The organism is Algibacter lectus (genome assembly GCF_004368925.1).
Lineage (GTDB): Bacteria > Bacteroidota > Bacteroidia > Flavobacteriales > Flavobacteriaceae > Algibacter > Algibacter lectus.
This window is the reverse complement of record NZ_SORL01000008.1, coordinates 193,308-211,063: the sequence shown is the minus strand read 5'-3', so window position 1 is coordinate 211,063 and position 17,756 is coordinate 193,308. Positions and strand designations below refer to the sequence as shown.

The following is a 17,756-nucleotide window of genomic DNA, read 5'->3' as shown; positions in this document are numbered from 1 at the left end:
AAATCTTCGGGATTTAAGATTTTTTGTCGCGTTGCGATGCGTTCATTTTTTCTAAATTCTCCTTAGTAAGCATATAATCTTTAGGGTCTTTATCTTTCCATCTGTAGTATGAAAATATAGGGAAAACAACCAAGAAGAGTCCGGTAACCCCAAAACCTATAAGTTTTTGAGCGTAATCTACTTCTAAAAAAAAACCGAGAAGAATACTGGTAAATGCCGCTATGGTTAATATTGTGATAAGGTATTTCATGCTTTAATTTATTCTTTTTTTATGGTGAACAGCGTTATTTTGTGAATTTTATAAGCTGTTGTCTGTATGCGGTTAAAAGTTTAGATTTAGAAATATATCCAAAGTATTTACCTTTTTTAATAACTGGTAAATTCCAGGCACCACTGGTTTTAAATTTCTCCATTATGGTGTTCATGTTATCGGCATCGTAATCTATAATTCCGGCATCTGCATGCATAAGGCTTTCGGCTGTTACGGTTTCATATAAATCAGAATTAAACATAATATGTCGTACATCATCTAGTCTAATCACACCAAGAAATTCATGTTCGTCATTAACCACCGGAAAATGGTTTCTAGAAGATTTTGCTACTGCATTATTCAGGATATCTCCCAATTTCATTTCTGGCTTCAGCGTTATAAAATTAGTTTCAATAACTTTATCGATATCTAAAACCATAAGTACATTTTGGTCTTTATCATGAGTCATTAATTCGCCACGTTCAGCTAATTTCAATGTGTAGATAGAATGCGAAATAAAATATTTTGTAAAGCTGAAAGATATAGCAGAAACAAGCATTAATGGTACAAAAAGCTCATAACCACTCGTAATTTCAGCAATAAGGAAAATAGCTGTAAGTGGTGCGTGTAGTACACCTGCCATTAAACCTGTCATTCCGATAAGCGTAAAATTAGATTCTGAAACGTGAAATCCGAGTCCGATATTATTAATAATTTTGGCAAAAGCATTTCCTAAAGCACTACCCATAACTAATGTTGGGATAAACACACCGCCAACACCACCGGCTCCAAAAGTCGTTGTCATGGCAATGGCTTTAAATATTGAAATACCAATAAGTAGGGCTATAACAATCCATATATTCGAGAGGTCTAAATCAAAAGGTGTTCTGCCAATAGCAGCCAAATGGTCGCCTTTTAATAAGTTGTTCATTAACCCATAACCTTCACCGTATAATGGCGGAATAAAATACAACATGGTACCTATGGCTAAACCACCAATGATAAGGCGGACCGCTCTACTTTCAAACTGTTTAAAAAAGTTAGTAATCGCGAAAAAAACTTTAGAAAAATATACTGATGCTATGGCGGTTACTAAACCAAGAAGTACATAAAAACCGATGTCTTTAATTTCAAATTTATCAGTTAGTTCAAAACGAAGTAAAACATCGGTTCCTAAAAACATATACGATGTTAATACAGCTGAAACTGACGCGAGTAATAAAGGAACGAGTGATGTGAAAGCAATGTCTAAACTAAAAATTTCTACAGCAAATACAATGGCCGCAATTGGGGCTTTAAACATAGATGCCATAGCTCCCGTAGCAGCGCAGCCAATGAGTAGTAATCTTGTTTTACTGCTCATATGAAACAGGCGAGCGGCATTGGACCCTAGCGCAGAACCCACACTAACTGCAGGGCCTTGTAGACCTACCGAACCACCAAAACCAGCTGTTAACGGTGCTGTTATTAATGATGCGTAGATATTATATCTCGGTATAATGCCATTTAACTTTGAAATAGCATGTAGTGTTGAAGATATACCGTGGCCAATATGCTTTTTTAGCCAAGTTTGTTTTATAATATACACAAGTAGTAACCCAATGATAGGAAAAATAAAATAGAGCGCGTGGTGGTGATTTTTGAACGTTTCGTACTCAAAAAGTAAACGGATGTAGTGTGTGAGGTTTTTAAGTACAACTGTGCCCATTCCGGCTAAAAAACCAGCTAGAATACTAAGAATATATACAAATTGAGGTTCGGAAACATGTTTGTATTTCCAAATTAAAAATTTACGTAGTCTTTTTTTAGTAGTTGTAGGCATGATTAAAAATTACTAAACGTCTGTATCATTTATTCATCATGGTTTGTATTTACATTTTTTGACACCAATACACGAATTTCAATAATTTTTTTGGCATTACATGATATTATCGGACAAATTTTAAGTTTTGAATAAAAAATTAGATTTAAGATTCGGCTTGTAAATTAATTAATTGACGTCTGTATGATGTTAAAAGTTTTGATTTTGTAATGAAACCATAATATTTTCCATCTTTTTTAACCGGTAAATTCCATGCGCTACTGTCTTGGAATTTCTTCATAATATCGGTCATTTTATCCTTATCTAAATTAATAACTTCTGGCGGTTTTTGCATTAAGTCTGAAGCGGTAACTTCTTTATAAAGGGATTGATCGAACATAATTGAGCGTAAATCATCTAGTAAAATAATGCCTACGAGTTTTTTGCTTTCCTTGTTAATAACGGGGTAAATATTTCGTTTTGATTTTTTTACAGCCTTTTGAATAATTTCTTCTAAAGTCATTGTTGGGTATAAAACCGTAAAGTTGGTTTCAATAACTCTATCAATGTCCATTAAAGTTAGAACTGCATGATCTTTATCGTGAGTTATTAATTCTCCTTTTCGACCTAATTCCATGTTGTAAACAGAGTGTGGTTTAAAGTATTTTGTAATACTGAAAGATATGGTCGATGTTAACATTAGCGGTACAAAAAGTTCATAACCTCCTGTAAGTTCTGCAATTAAAAATATTGCTGTAAGTGGCGCATGTAATACTCCAGCTAAAAGTCCGGCCATACCAACTAAGGTGAAATTACTTTCGGAAAGCGGTGAGTTTAATAAACCACTATGATTGATGATTTTAGATAAACAAAACCCCATAATGCTACCCATAAATAAGGTTGGAGCAAAAATACCACCAACACCACCAGCTCCAAAAGTAAGCGCACTAGCAACAATTTTAAAAAGCATAAGAGCTATAAGGAGAACAACAACATTCCAGATATTTGATAGGTCTAAACCAAATATGTTATTCTCGAGAGCTTTTTCGGGAGTTCCAACAATGAGGTTGTTAATTACATCGAACCCTTCACCGTATAATGGCGGAATTAAATAAACTAGCAAACCAATACCGGTACCACCAACTATTAGTTTTTTAATAGGCGATTTTAAAGAATCGAAAAGTTTTTGGATGCGATCATAAACTTCAGTAAAGTAAATAGAAATAAAAGCAGCTATAACCCCTAAAAGGATGTAAAATGGTGCGTCGGAAAGGTAGAATTTATCTTCAATTCTAAATGGTAAAATTACATCGTCTCCAAAGAAAAATTGAGAAGTTAAAATTGCCGAAAGAGAAGCTAATAATAATGGTAGCATTGACGCAATAGTTAAATCTAAACTAAACACTTCTATTGCAAAAATAATAGCCGCAATGGGAGCTTTAAAAATAGAACTCATGGCGCCAGCAGCAGCACAACCTACAAGTAGTGTTCTTGTGGTTTGGTTCATATGGAACATTCTGGCAATGTTTGAGCCTAATGCTGCGCCTGTTGCAACGGTTGGCCCTTCCAGTCCTACCGACCCACCAAAACCAACGGTTAGTGGCGCGGTTAAAATAGAGCCAAACATTTGAAAAGGTTTCATGATTGCCTTACGTTTTGAAATAGCGTAAAGCGTAGAAGGAATACCGTGACTTACCTTGTTTCTTATAATATATTTTATACCTAAATACACTAAGGTTAAACCTAGAATAGGAAATAGGAAATAGAAGGCGTGATGGTAGTGTTTTATTAGTTTAGCCTCTAATAAATGCTGAATAAAATGGGTTAAATTCTTTAAAACAACCGCTCCCATACCTGCGGTAAAACCTATAATGATACTTAATAGGTATACGAATTGCTTTTTGGAAATATGCTTAGCTCTCCAAATAAGTATCTGTTTTAAAACGGTTTGTTTAGGCATTTTATTTTGATGCGTTTTTCGATAAAATATCGGTAGCTAAATACTTATCGTTTTTGTTGTAATACCAAGCCCTATTTTTTGGCATTTTAATTCCGTTTATAGTCTCTAATTCGGTTAGCAAAATATATTCACCATCGTTTTTAGTTTCATCTTTAAAAAACTGATAAACCTCCATGGCGAAGGTTTCTGGGTTAAAATAGAAATACCAAGTATCTTTACCTACTTCTTTGGAGTAGGTTGCTTTTAGAACTAAATAGTCTTTTCCTTTAAATATTTTTTGAGTTACGTTTGGGTGTATTATGGTGCCTTCGTCGTTTAATTTCATTGGCAAACCATACAGATAGGTGTAGTAGTCTTTAAATAAATTAGCACGTTTGCAATTTAGGTTGTGTTCTTTTTTTAGTGTTTCAGATAAATCGGTACTCCCATTTATGGATAGGGTACAGTCTAATTTATTAATAACAGATTCTATTACCAAACTGTCTTTTATGGTTTGTAAAGAAAAATATTCTTTAGGTAAACTTATTGTAATATTGCTTTGTCGTTCGGGTTTGTTTGGCATTTTCATACTTACTATAAAACTACCATCGAAAGTTTCCCAATTGTTATTTGGATCGTGAAACTGGATTGATTTTTTTAATAATTCTGGGCCTGTTATAGTTTGAGCTAGGGCTATTGTTGAAGCGAAAACTAATAGAAAGAAGGTTAAGTTTTTCATATATTCAGTTTACTAAAAAATCCTGCAAAAGCAGGATTTTAATATTATGATTTTAAATTAAGTTTTAAACTCAATTCTGTTAATTGATCATCATCAATTCGAGCAGGTGCATCAATCATTACATCGCGTCCTGAGTTGTTTTTTGGGAAAGCAATAAAGTCTCGAATGGTTTCTTGGCCTCCTAAAATGGCAACCAATCTGTCTAGTCCAAAAGCTAAACCACCGTGTGGCGGTGCTCCGTATTGAAAAGCATCCATTAAGAAACCAAATTGTGCTTTTGCTTCTTCTTCAGAAAAGCCTAAATGTTTAAACATTGTGGCTTGTGTTTCTTTATCGTGAATACGAATAGATCCTCCTCCAATTTCGTTTCCATTTAAAACTAAATCGTATGCATTTGCTTTTACATCGCCAGGATTTGTGTCTAGTAATTCTAGTTGACCTGGTTTAGGAGATGTAAACGGGTGGTGCATGGCGTGGTAATGTCCAGTTTCTTCATCAAGTTCCAATAAAGGAAAATCGATAACCCATAATGGAGCAAATACTTTCGGGTCGCGTAAACCTAAACGTTCTGCTAATTCCATACGTAAAGCACTTAATTGCGCGCGTACTTTATTTTTGTCGCCAGAAAGTACACAAACTAAATCGCCTGGTTTAGCTCCGGTAACTTCTGCCCATTTTGCTAAATCGTCTTGATCGTAAAACTTATCTACTGAAGATTTAAAGGTTCCGTCATCATTACAACGCGAGTAAATCATGCCTAAAGCACCAACTTGTGGACGCTTAACCCAATCTATTAATTTGTCAATTTCTTTTCTTGTGTAGCTATTTCCTCCTGGTACAGCAATACCAACAACTAATTCTGCATTATTAAAAACGCCAAAATCTTTGTGTTGAGTTACTGTGTTTAATTCGCCAAATTCCATTCCAAAACGGATGTCTGGTTTATCGTTTCCGTATAAACGCATGGCATCATCGTAAAGCATTCTTGGGAATTTATCAATGGAAACACCATTAACTTCCTGTAGTAAGTGACGGGTTAAACCTTCAAAAACATTTAAAATATCTTCTTGTTCAACAAAGGCCATTTCACAATCAATTTGTGTGAATTCTGGCTGACGGTCGGCACGTAAATCTTCATCTCTAAAGCATTTTACAATTTGAAAATACTTATCCATACCACCAACCATAAGCAATTGCTTAAAGGTTTGTGGCGATTGTGGAAGGGCGTAAAATTCTCCTGCATTCATACGAGATGGTACTACGAAATCTCTTGCGCCTTCTGGTGTAGATTTTATTAAATATGGTGTTTCAACTTCAATAAAACCTTCTTTAGATAGATAGTTTCTAACTTCTTGAGAAACTTTCGATCTGAAAATTAAACTATTTTTTACCGGATTACGACGAATATCTAAATAACGATATTTCATTCTAATATCTTCACCACCATCCGTTTTATCTTCAATAGTAAATGGAGGGAGCACCGATTGGTTTAAAATTTCGAGCTCAGAAACTAATATTTCGATATCTCCTGTAGGGATATTTGGGTTTTTTGAAGCACGTTCAATCACCGTTCCTTTTACCTGAATTACAAATTCGCGGCCTAAGTTTTGGGCTTGCTCTATTAAATCTTTGCTAGTGCGCTCTTCATCAAAAACAAGTTGTGTAATACCGTAACGGTCACGTAAATCGACCCAAACAATAAAACCTTTATCTCTAGATTTTTGAACCCAACCAGATAGGGTTACTTCTGTGTTAATATGTGTGGCTGTTAATTCGCCGCAATTATGACTTCTGTACATTGTTGTAAAATTGAGGTGCAAATTTAATGAAATAGGACGGAGTATAAATTTTTATAATTGTTTTTTTGAGTAAATGAAGCTTTTAAAATTGTTAGGAGATAAAATAGGTTGAGATTGTATAGGTGTAATGAGGTGATAATATGAATTTGTATTTTACTGATGTTTTATGTTTTTGTGTTTAAAGCTATTAAAATCTAATAATAACGCTTAATATTTTGCGATATTCTTGTAAATGAAATAATTATATCCATATATTAGCATTAACTAACTTTTAAATAAAATAACATTATGAGTAAATTTTTGAACACAAAATGGTTGATGTTCCTCTTTTTTTTAGGTGCTCCAGCTTTAGTAACTGCACAGCAAGTAACCGGTGTGGTTAAAGACGACTCTGGAGCATTACCAGGTGTATCGGTAGTTGTAAAGGGAACGTCTAGTGGAACCACCACGGATTTCGATGGCAAGTATTCTATTAATGCTAGTAGCGGTGCTGTTTTAGTGTTTTCTTATGTGGGTTATGAGACACAAGAAAACACTGTTAGTGGAAATAAAATGAATGTGATTATGCAATCTGGTGTTGCTCTAGATGCAGTTGTGTTAACAGGTAATAGATCGAAACCGAGAACTATTTTAGATTCTCCTGTGCCTATTGATAATATAGGTTTAGATGAAATGCGTAGTACCGGGCAACCAACAATAGATAAAATGTTGACTTATAAAGTGCCATCTTTCAATTCTACAACCCAAGCCGTATCTGATGCAACTGCGCATTTTGATCCAGCAGATTTGCGTGGTTTAGGGCCAAGTAGAACGTTGGTTTTAGTTAATGGAAAACGTAAAAACCAAAGTGCTTTAGTTTATATTAATGATACACCTGGAAAAGGTGAAGTAGGTGTGGATTTAAAAAGTATTCCAGCTGCAGCCATTGAGCGTATCGAGGTTTTGCGTGATGGAGCTTCGGCTCAGTACGGATCGGATGCGATTGCTGGTGTAATTAATATGGTGTTAAAAAAGAATGTTGAATATACTACGGTAAACGTAAATTCTGGTGTTACTACTGAGGGCGATGGTTTTAATTTTGGAGTTGATTTAAACACAGGTTTAACTGGTGAAAATGGTGGTTATTTAAATATTACTGCTGGATATTATGAGCAAGAAAAAACGAATAGACCGGGGTCTCCAGGATCAGATGCTTTAATTGGAGTAGAGGCTAATGATCCAACTTGGGGAGCTTGGTTAGCTGATAATCCAGATTTAGGAATGAATGTTGGTCAGCCTGAATTACAAAAAATCGATTTGTTTTTTAATGCTGGAATTCCTTTTAAAAATGATTCTGGTGAGTTTTACTCCTTTGGTGGTTTTACTTCTAGACAAGGAACAAGTTTTGCTTTATACAGAGCGCCTTATTGGGTGGGAGATCCTTATAACTTATTACATGAAGCGGGGTCTGATTATAATGGGTTTCAGCCTACTTTTGAAACCGATGTTATGGATAACAACTTAACAGCTGGTGTAAAATGGAAATTGTTTAATTTCGATGTTGATTTTAGTGGGACTTACGGAAGAAATAGAATTGATTACGATGTGAACAACACGTTAAATCCAGATTTGGGAGCAAGCAGTCCTACAGAATTTGCAGTTGGAGGTTATACGTTTAGTAATACATTGGCGAATTTAGATTTCTCAAGAAATTTAGGGCAACTTAATATTGCTTTTGGAGCAGAAATTAAGCAAGAAAACTTTTCTGCTAGAGCTGGAGATGCTGCATCTTATTTCAACCCTACTGGGAATGGTAATGCACAATCTTTCCCTGGTTTGCAGCCATCTAATGCAGTGCGCGCCGATAGACATAATTATGGTGTTTATGGAGATTTAGAATGGGAACCTACCGAAGATTTATTGATTGGTGGAGCTATCCGTTATGAGGATTTTAGTGATTTTGGCGATAACGTATCATGGAAAGTTAGTGGGCGTTATTCTTTAGGAGATAAGGGTGCGATAAGAGCTTCTTATAGTACTGGGTTTAGAGCGCCATCGTTACATCAAATATATTTAAGTAATGTGCAAACCTTAGTTTCTGGAGGGAGTATTTCAAATCAAGGAACCTTTAGTAATGTAGATCCTGTTATTAGAGAAGATTTAGGTGTGCCACAACTTACGGCAGAAACGTCTAAAAATATATCGGCTGGTATTACATATAAAATTAAGCCTAACCTTTCTGTTTCAGCGGATTTTTATAATGTTAAAGTTGATGATCGTGTTTTATTTACTGGTGAAATTGGGTTTGATGGAGATGACTCGTCAATGAATCCTGTTGAGAGTGTGTTGGTGGCTAATTCTATTACAAGTTTGAAGTTTTTCGTAAACGCTGTAAGTACTAATACTTCGGGTGTTGATTTAGTGGTTAACTACACTAATATTGAATTAGGTGAAGGTATTTTGAATGCTGCATTAGCGGCGAATTTTAATGAGACTACAATTAAAGGTAAAATTGATGCTCCAGCTTTATTTGAGGCTAACGGGTATGATATCTTTAATAGAAAAGAGCAAGCTAGAATTACATCATCAAGACCGAAATCTAAAGTGTTATTAGGTTTAGATTATGATTTGAATAAATGGAATTTTATTTTGAATAACACTTATTTTGGCGAAGTTACATGGCAACACGGTAGTAGTCCAGCACTAGATCAAACTTTTGCCGGAAAAGTAATCACCGATTTAATTGTTGGTTATGAGTTTAGTGAAAAACTATCGGGTAATATTTCTGTAAATAATTTACTTAATGTATATCCAGATGAATTGGATGCTAAAGGCGATGTGGTTACCGATCTTGGAGGGCGTTTTAAATACCCTTGGGAGGTAAATCAATTTGGATTTAATGGTACTGTTTTAAATGCAAGCTTAGCTTTTAAATTCTAGAGCTCATTTTATTGTTTTGGCAGAGATGTTTATTTAAGCGTTTCTGTTTTATGTAAACCCCAGATTTTGGAAAAAACACCAAAATCTGGGGTTTCGTTTTAAGTTTAACATTTTTTTTAGAAAAATTAAAATAATCTTCAAACGCTAATAAAACGTTAATTGTACGTTTTATTTTTAATTGAATAGTTGTTTTTTTATTTTTTAGCGTGTTGAGTGTCATGGGGTTGAGAGGATTATTTCTTTTTAGGTTTATGAAATAATGATTAAAAATAGATTTTTTTACTTGTAAGTTTTTACTGTTAAAAAGCCGTTTTGTAAGTAATGTTTTATCGGTAAGTGTTTAAATTACAAGATAATATGTATATCTTAGCTAGAACTAATTCAAATAAATTATAACTATGAGTAAAATTCTACATTTAAAATGTCTGATGTTTCTATTTTGTATAGGTCTATCAGGAGCGGCATTAGCCCAAGAAATTTCGGGAACTGTAAAAGATGATTCTGGTGCCTTACCCGGAGTTTCTGTAATTGTAAAAGGTACGTCAACAGGTACAACCACAGATTTTGACGGAAAGTATAATGTAAAAGCAAAAACAGGTGATGTTTTAGTATTTTCGTACGTAGGTTATGAAACGCAAGACAAAACCGTTACAAGTATGGTTATGAACGTTACCATGCAATCTGGTGTTGCCTTAAATGAGGTGGTGTTAATTGGATCTAGAAATAAATCTAGAACATCTATTGATACACCGGTGCCAGTAGATGTTATTGATATGTCGCAAATTGCTACATCAGGACCGCAAACAACTATTACTGAGATTTTAAATTATGTAGCGCCTTCATTTACATCAACAACCCAAACGGTTTCAGACGGTACAGATCACGTTGATCCAGCCTCTTTAAGAGGTTTAGGGCCAGATCAGGTTTTGGTTTTAATTAATGGAAAAAGAAGGCATAAATCATCATTAGTAAATGTAAATGGTACAGTTGGTACAGGTACAGTTGGTACAGATATGAACTCTATTCCTACGGCAGCAATTGAAAGAATAGAAGTTTTAAGGGATGGTGCGGCAGCCCAATATGGTTCTGATGCTATTGCTGGGGTGATTAACCTTGTTCTTAAAAAAGCAACAAACGAGCTGACTTTAAACGTGAATTCGGGTGCAAATATGAGTAAGCACTCTAATCAATATAATGATGGTGGTACTGATGGTGAAAAATTTCAATTAGATGCTAACTACGGTTTAGATTTAGGAGATAATGGCGGATATATTAACTTTACGGGTTCTTTAAGTACAAGAGGAGCAACAAACAGAAGTGATTCAATGGGGCAACCTATTTATACTATGTTTGATATTGCTACTAGAACATTAGGTTATGATAATGCTTTTGCTATGGATCCAAGTGATTTAGCTAATTACGTTGCAGGTTTAGATCCAGCATTACAAACTGTTTATGATAATGGTGTTGCGGCAGGCAATTCTTTTTTAGATATTATTAATTCAGATTCGGCAACTTTTGTTGGTGATACAGCAAATTCTTCTCCTATTTCTGATTACGAATTGGCACAACGTGGTTTAACTCGTGATGATTTTAGAATGAAAGTTGGACAGTCTAAATTAAGAAGTGGACAGTTTATGATGAACATGGAAATACCTCTAGATGATAATGGTTCTGCGTTTTACTCTTTTGGCGGCATGAGTTTTAGAGATGGTATTGCAGCAGGATTTCATAGAAGGCCAGCCTATACAGATGGAAGGGCAAATACAGCGGCTTTACCTGATGGATTCTTACCACATATTTCTTCTCGCGTTATTGATAGGTCTTTAGCAACAGGTATTAAAGGAAAAATAGGTGATTGGGATATCGATTTCTCTAACACTTATGGTGTAAATAGTTTCGATTTCACAATTAAGAATACAGTTAATGCAACCTTAGGGGCATCGTCACCAAGAGAGTTTGAAGCAGGTGGGTTTTCTTTTTCTCAAAACACTACAAATTTCGATTTATCAAATTTTTATGAGGATACTTTTGAAGGTTTAAATGTTGCTTTTGGTGCGGAATATAGGCTTGAAAATTATCAGTTAATTGCAGGTGAAGAAGCTTCTTATTCAAAATATGATACAAACGGAGAAATTGTTACAAACTACACAGATGCGAGTAATATTGTAACGAGTTATTTTGGTGAAGGTGTTCCTGGTGGGGCTCAAGTTTTTCCTGGATATAGACCAGAAAATGAAGTGGATCAAAATAGGAATAGTTATGCTGCTTATGTTGATTTGGAAGCAGATTTAACAGATGCCTTTTTATTAAGTGCAGCATTGCGTTACGAGAATTTTAACGATTTTGGAGAAACCTTCAACTGGAAATTATCTTCTAGATATAAATTATCAGAAAACACAGCAATACGTGGTGCAATAAGTACGGGTTTTAGAGCTCCAGATTTACATCAAATTTATTTTAATGCTACCGCAACGCAATTTGTTGCAGGTATTCCAATTGAGCAAGGGACTTTTGCAAACAATAGTAGATTAGCCGATTTGTTGTCGATTCCAGAACTGGAAGAAGAAACTTCTTTTAACGCTAGTTTAGGTTTTACTGCTAAAATACCGAGCGCTGGTTTAAAAATAACTATTGATGGATATATGGTTAATGTTGATGATAGGGTTGGTATAACAAGAAGTTATACACCTTCTACAACAGAGCAACAAGAAATTTTTGATGCTGCAGCTGCAGGTGCTGCTAAATTCTTTACTAATGGTTTTGATACAGAGTCTAGAGGGTTAGATATTGTAATAGATCATAAAACAAGTATTGGTGCTAATGGAACTTTAAATAATATATTATCTGGAACGTTTTCTAAAACAGAAGTAAAGAATGTTAAATCTATTCTTGGAACAGAAATTTTAGATGAAACACTTAAAGGGTATATTGAAGATGCAATGCCAAGAGCTAAGGTGAATTTAACGAATAACTACTCTAATGGTGATTGGAATTTTATGTTACGTAATGTTTATTTTGGTTCGGTAAATGATCCTGATTTTGGAGGTTCAACTACACCAGTTACTTACGGAGAAAAAATTATTACAGATTTATCTTTAACTTATAGTTTTTCTGATAACCTAAAACTTACAGCAGGAGCTAATAATTTATTAGATGTTTATCCAGATGAGGTTCCTTTTGAAGGTTCTCAATACGGAGATCAATTTATATTTTCACGTAGAACCTCTCAATTTGGTTTTAACGGACGTTATGTATTTGGTAGATTAACATTTGTTTTAAAATAAGAATTAAAGTGTTTGTTAATATTAAAAGCCTCGTAAATCAATCGATTTACGAGGCTTTTTAGTTTGTATAATTATCTTATTTTTAAGTCATACCGACTATGAGGTTTCGCGCAAAAATTTCATGAGCATACGTCTATCTCGCGATTACAGATGCTTTCCTAAAACTAAAAACCCAGACGCTTCAATTAAGAAAGTCTGGGTTTTCGCTATTAATCGAGTTAGTCACACAATTAAATTAATCTTCTATTCTTTTATTCGTATTAAAAACTTCTTTGTTATCAATTGGTTTTAAAGCTACAACGCGATTGCTGTATATTTTCATTTTAGACCTTGTTACTAAGTAAAATAAAATAGGTACAACTATTAGTGTTAAAAAGGTTGCAATAAATAAACCATAAATTACGGTCCATGCTAATGGTCCCCAGAAAATAACGTTATCTCCACCCATATAAATATGAGGGTTGAATTCACTAAATAAGGTGAAAAAGTTAATGTTTAATCCAATAGCTAACGGTACTAGCCCTAAAATTGTTGTGATAGCTGTTAATAATACTGGGCGTAAACGTGCTTTTCCTCCTGTAATAATAGCTTCTAGAAGTTCGGCTGTTTGTAAATACTGGTCTTCTTCTAGGTTATGTATAGCCTTCTTTCTGTCTATTAAAAGTTGGGTGTAATCTAATAGTACCACACCGTTATTTACTACAATTCCGGCAAGTGAAATAATTCCCATCATGGTCATCATGATAACGAAAGAACTCCCGGTAAGTACTATGCCACCAAACACACCAATTAAGCTTAAAAAGATGGCTAGCATAATAATTCCTGGTTTCGACACCGAGTTAAATTGGAATATTAATATGAAGAAAATTAAACCCAAACCTGTAAAAAAGGCGCCCATTAAAAAGGCCATTTGTTTGTTTTGTTCTTCAATTTGTCCCGTATAATCTATAGTAACATCAGAAGGCTTTTGGGTAAAGCTTTTCATTTCATTTTGTATTTTAGAAACAATAGCAGCGGCATCGGTATAACCAGGAGCCAATGCAGAGTAAAGTGTTACAACACGTTTTACATCTTTATGTTTTATAGCACTAAAACCAGAGGTGTTGCTTTGTTTGGCAACTGCCGAAACCGGAATCTCTTTAACTTGCCCAGAAGCCATGTCTCTAAATGTCATTTTCTGATTGAAAATAGCACTAGTATTATAACGGTCTTCCTTATTGAAACGTACATAAATATCGTAATCTTCACCATCTTCTTTATAAATACCGGCTTTAGATCCGAAAATTGCATTACGTAATTGCTGACCAACTTGCCCTGTGGAAACACCTAGTTCTCCGGCCTTCTTTCTATCTACAATAACTTGCATGGATGGTTTAGATTTATTTACATCAATCTTTAATTCATCTATACCTTGTACGTTTTTAGAGTTTATAAAATCGCGCATGCTTTCTGCCGTAGCAATAAGTTCGCTATAATCATTTCCTTCTAATTCAACGTTAATAGGGTAACCTGCAGGCGGTCCGTTGGCGTCTTTTTCGACAGAAATAGCAATACCAGGATAGACATCTTTTAAATCGGCTTGCACCTTTTTAAGTAGTTCTTGACTATCTGCACCTTCTCTAAATTTGTACTCGCGCATACTCGCGGTAATTTTAGCACGGTGTGGCATTTCTGCAGCAGAACCACCATCGGTTTGCGGATTTCCGGCGCCTTCACCAACTTGAGACACAGCGCTTTCTGTTAAAAAGTTGAAATCTCCATTCATGTACATATCGTCGTTTAAGATTTTATAAACACGACCTTCGATTTCTTTTGTAATGGCATTGGTTTTTTTAATATCTGTACCTTCAGGGTACTCGATATAAACAATAATTTGATTTGGTTTATTGTCGGGAAAAAATTCTACTTTAGTACGTTGACTTCCTACCGATGCGCCAAAGCCCATAAAGGCTACAATTAACAAGATAAATGTTACAACGGTGATAAGTATTGGCTTTCTGCCACTCAAGGCGTAACGTAGCGATTTCTCGTAAGCTCTCTCCCAAACAGGTAATATTTTATTTTGAAAGCTATTAGACCAATTTCTAAGGAATAAACGGTAAATCCAAAGTAGAACAACAACAGATACCATTAGTGTTCCTAAGGCATTATAAGTGCCGCCTAAGAGCATGATTAAGAGTCCGATGACTCCAAATATTACTGAAATTCTTATAATTTGTTTTAAAGGCATATTTTTATCCTCAACTGTCATGTATTTAGATACTAAAACAGAGTTAAAAAAGATAGCCACAAATAATGAAGATCCTAAAACTACCGAAAGCGTAATCGGGAAGTACTTCATAAACTGCCCCATAACGCCAGGCCATAAACCTAAAGGAATAAAGGCGGCAACTGTAGTTGCTGTAGATATAATAATTGGGTAAGCAATTTCGCCAATCCCTTTTTTAGCAGCTTCAACACGACTCATGCCTTCTTCACTCATAAGGCGATATACGTTTTCTACTACTACGATACCGTTATCTACCAGCATACCAAGCCCCATGATAAGTCCGAAAAGAATCATGGTGTTCATGGTGTAGCCCAATAAGTCTAATATCATTAAAGACATGAACATAGACATCGGGATCGCAAACCCAACAAAAAGTGCATTTTTAAATCCTAAAAAGAACATTAAAACGGTGACAACTAGTATGATACCAAAAATAATGTTGTTTACTAAATCGTCTACTTGCCCAATGGTTTTAGAAGATTGGTCGTTAGCAATAGTAACTTTTAGATCTGGTGGAAATACGTTTTTTATGGCATCACTAACAATAACTTCTATTTGTTCGGCTGCTGCTACCATGTTTTTACCAGCACGTTTTTTAACGTCTAGCATTACCACTTGGTGTCCGAATTCTCTAGCGTAAGTAGTTTTGTCTTCGTCTTTAAAGCTGACTTTAGCAACGTCTTTCAAGTAAATAGGGTTGTTCATTTCAGATTTTACAACAAAGCCTTCTAGTTCTTTCGGGTCTTCAATTTCACCTAAAATTCGAATGGTACGTCGTTGTCCGCTAGAAATTAAATTTCCGGCAGACATAGTCATGTTTTCTCTTCCGATGGCATTAATAATATCGTCGAAACTTACTTGAGCAGCCATCATTTGGTAGATGTCTACAGCAACCTCAACTTCTTTTTCTTGAGCACCACGAATGTCAACTTGTTTAATTTCTTGAAGGTTTTCAATTTCATCTTCAAGATATTCTCCAAACTCCTTAAGTCTATCTACAGGATAATCTCCAGAGATATTAATGTTTAGAATGGGTATTTCTTCCGACATACTTAAATCGAAAACATTAGGTTCTACCTTAGCTCCGTTAAATGTTGGCCAATCTTCTCCCGAAGATTCCGAATCTATTTCATCTTTAACCTTTTGTTTGGCAGCTTCAACAGTAATTTTTTCGTCGAATTCTACAACTACAATAGAGTAATCTTCTTGCGATGTTGAGGTGATTTCAACAACATTACTTAAGGTTTTTAATTTATCCTCAATTGGGTCGGTTATTAGTTTTTCAATATCCTCGGCAGTATTCCCAGGGTAAATAGAACTAATATAAATTTTAGTTTCTTTAATTTCTGGAAAGTTCTCTCTAGGCATGCTAAAGTAAGAACCTGTTCCGAGAAAAAGTATGAGCGCAATTAAAACATACATCGTTGTTTTATTGTCTATTGCCCAAGACGCTAAGCGAAATTCTTTTAGTACTTCTTTCTTCTTTTTAGTCATCAGTATTTAATCTTTAGACGTTAGTATTATTGGTCTAGAATTTAGAATGATTTTATTCAATGTTTAAAATCTTTACACTTTGTCCATCTTTTACACTTCTGGCGCCTTCGTTTATAATTTCGCTTCCGTTTTCTAGTCCAGAAAGAATTTCTATGTAATCGCCTTGCGTTTTTCCTGTTTCAATAAAAACACGTTTTGCTTTAGCTTGGTTATCCGTTTTGTCGCTAATAGAATAAACATATTGTTTGCCTTCAGCATTTTCTGAAATAATACTTTGCGGAATAAGTATAGCGCTATTGTTGGTGTAATCGTTAATTTTAAGCTTTGCCGTTAGGTTAGGTTTAATACTTCTGTCTTTATTATCGATAGCTATTTCAACTTTAAACGTACGGTTTGATGGGTTGATAAAGTTTCCTGCCTGACGCACTTTAGCATCTATTTGTTTGTTAAGAATAGGGAAGTCTACTTTTACATCTTTCCCTGGTGCTAATTCAGTAATGTAACGCTCAGGCACATCAGTTTCAATGTACATGTCTTGAAGGTTTACAATACGAAAAAGTTGCGATTGTCCTGGAGAGACTACGCTACCTTGCTCTGTAATAACATCGTCTATAGTTCCTGAAAAAGGAGCTCTAACAATAGTTTTACTTAACTGTTGTTGCAGTTGTCCAACAGCTTGTTCTTGTGCATCGTAATTAGCTTTAGCTTGTAGGTATTGAATTTCGCTACCTATTTTTTGATTCCATAAACGTTCTTGACGTTCAAAGGTTGTTTTTGCTAAAGCGGTTTGAATTTTTAATTGAGCTAATTGTTGGTTTAATCCACCATCGTCAATTTTAGCAAGCGATTGTCCTTTAGTTACACGTTGGCCTTCTTTAACATATACATTAGATAAAACGCCCGAATATTCTGGATAAATAACAATGTTTTGTTTTGTGTCTACGTTACCTTGTAATTCCACATAGTGTTGAAATACGGAGTGTTTAGCTTCAAAAGTAGTAATTAAAGGAATTTTTTCTAGAGGGTCAATTTCCTTAATTTTTGTTTCTAGAAGTTTTAGTTGCCCTGCAAGTTCTTGCTCAATAGTTTCTAACTCGGCTTTCTTTTGGTGAATTAATTCTAGGTTATTAGTTGCAATAACATCTTCTACAGATTGCTTTTTTTCGCTACCACAAGAAGAAAGAACTAACGCTATGGCTAAGAGTGAATATATATGTTTCATTGTATTGTTGATTTTAGTAAATTTTATTTTGATGATG

9 protein-coding genes are annotated in these 17,756 nt (G+C 34.7%); 2 read left to right on the top strand and 7 right to left on the bottom strand.

Annotated elements, in window-relative coordinates; genetic code table 11:
- Positions 1-13: 13 nt before the first annotated feature.
- The 5 genes from DFQ06_RS09360 to aspS all read right to left on the bottom strand — a co-directional run bounded on the left by DFQ06_RS09360 (position 14) and on the right by aspS (position 6,528).
- Positions 14-250, bottom strand: a complete 237-nt coding sequence (locus tag DFQ06_RS09360) for a hypothetical protein (RefSeq protein WP_042502521.1) — start codon at positions 248-250, stop codon at positions 14-16.
- A 34-nt stretch (positions 251-284) separates the two neighbouring features.
- Positions 285-2,072 (bottom strand): chloride channel protein, encoded by a 1,788-nt coding sequence (locus tag DFQ06_RS09355; protein ID WP_042496494.1) that lies wholly within the window; start codon positions 2,070-2,072, stop codon positions 285-287.
- A 145-nt stretch (positions 2,073-2,217) separates the two neighbouring features.
- Positions 2,218-4,011, bottom strand: a complete 1,794-nt coding sequence (locus DFQ06_RS09350; RefSeq protein WP_083415733.1) for a chloride channel protein — start codon at positions 4,009-4,011, stop codon at positions 2,218-2,220.
- A 1-nt stretch (position 4,012) separates the two neighbouring features.
- Positions 4,013-4,729, bottom strand: coding sequence for a DUF6503 family protein (locus tag DFQ06_RS09345; RefSeq protein ID WP_133967402.1), 717 nt, complete (start codon positions 4,727-4,729; stop codon positions 4,013-4,015).
- Between the two features lie 44 nt (positions 4,730-4,773).
- On the bottom strand, positions 4,774-6,528 hold the full coding sequence (aspS, locus tag DFQ06_RS09340; protein ID WP_133967400.1) for an aspartate--tRNA ligase: 1,755 nt from the start codon (positions 6,526-6,528) through the stop codon (positions 4,774-4,776).
- A gap of 288 nt (positions 6,529-6,816) precedes the next feature.
- On the opposite strand from aspS, the gene DFQ06_RS09335 reads away from it, so the two are divergent.
- Positions 6,817-9,447 carry a TonB-dependent receptor gene (locus DFQ06_RS09335; RefSeq protein ID WP_133967398.1) on the top strand — a complete coding sequence of 877 codons (2,631 nt, stop codon included), beginning with the start codon at positions 6,817-6,819 and terminating at the stop codon, positions 9,445-9,447.
- Positions 9,448-9,845: 398 nt separating this feature from the next.
- Positions 9,846-12,734, top strand: coding sequence for a TonB-dependent receptor (locus DFQ06_RS09330; protein ID WP_133967396.1), 2,889 nt, complete (start codon positions 9,846-9,848; stop codon positions 12,732-12,734).
- 235 nt (positions 12,735-12,969) lie between these two features.
- Here DFQ06_RS09330 and DFQ06_RS09325 read toward each other — a convergent pair whose 3' ends face one another.
- A complete protein-coding gene (locus DFQ06_RS09325) occupies positions 12,970-16,497 on the bottom strand; it encodes an efflux RND transporter permease subunit (RefSeq protein ID WP_133967393.1) in 3,528 nt (1,175 codons plus the stop codon).
- A 52-nt stretch (positions 16,498-16,549) separates the two neighbouring features.
- Entirely contained in the window at positions 16,550-17,719 is a 1,170-nt protein-coding gene (locus DFQ06_RS09320) for an efflux RND transporter periplasmic adaptor subunit (RefSeq protein ID WP_042496498.1), read from the bottom strand.
- Between the last annotated feature and the right edge of the window lie 37 nt (positions 17,720-17,756).

Coding starts and splice junctions, on each gene's coding strand:
- DFQ06_RS09360 (WP_042502521.1), bottom strand. CDS start 250: ATGAAATACCTTATCACAATATTAACCATAGCGGCATTTACCAGTATT.
- DFQ06_RS09350 (WP_083415733.1), bottom strand. CDS start 4,011: ATGCCTAAACAAACCGTTTTAAAACAGATACTTATTTGGAGAGCTAAG.
- DFQ06_RS09325 (WP_133967393.1), bottom strand. CDS start 16,497: ATGACTAAAAAGAAGAAAGAAGTACTAAAAGAATTTCGCTTAGCGTCT.
- DFQ06_RS09320 (WP_042496498.1), bottom strand. CDS start 17,719: ATGAAACATATATATTCACTCTTAGCCATAGCGTTAGTTCTTTCTTCT.
- DFQ06_RS09345 (WP_133967402.1), bottom strand. CDS start 4,729: ATGAAAAACTTAACCTTCTTTCTATTAGTTTTCGCTTCAACAATAGCC.
- DFQ06_RS09330 (WP_133967396.1), top strand. CDS start 9,846: ATGAGTAAAATTCTACATTTAAAATGTCTGATGTTTCTATTTTGTATA.
- aspS (WP_133967400.1), bottom strand. CDS start 6,528: ATGTACAGAAGTCATAATTGCGGCGAATTAACAGCCACACATATTAAC.
- DFQ06_RS09335 (WP_133967398.1), top strand. CDS start 6,817: ATGAGTAAATTTTTGAACACAAAATGGTTGATGTTCCTCTTTTTTTTA.
- DFQ06_RS09355 (WP_042496494.1), bottom strand. CDS start 2,072: ATGCCTACAACTACTAAAAAAAGACTACGTAAATTTTTAATTTGGAAA.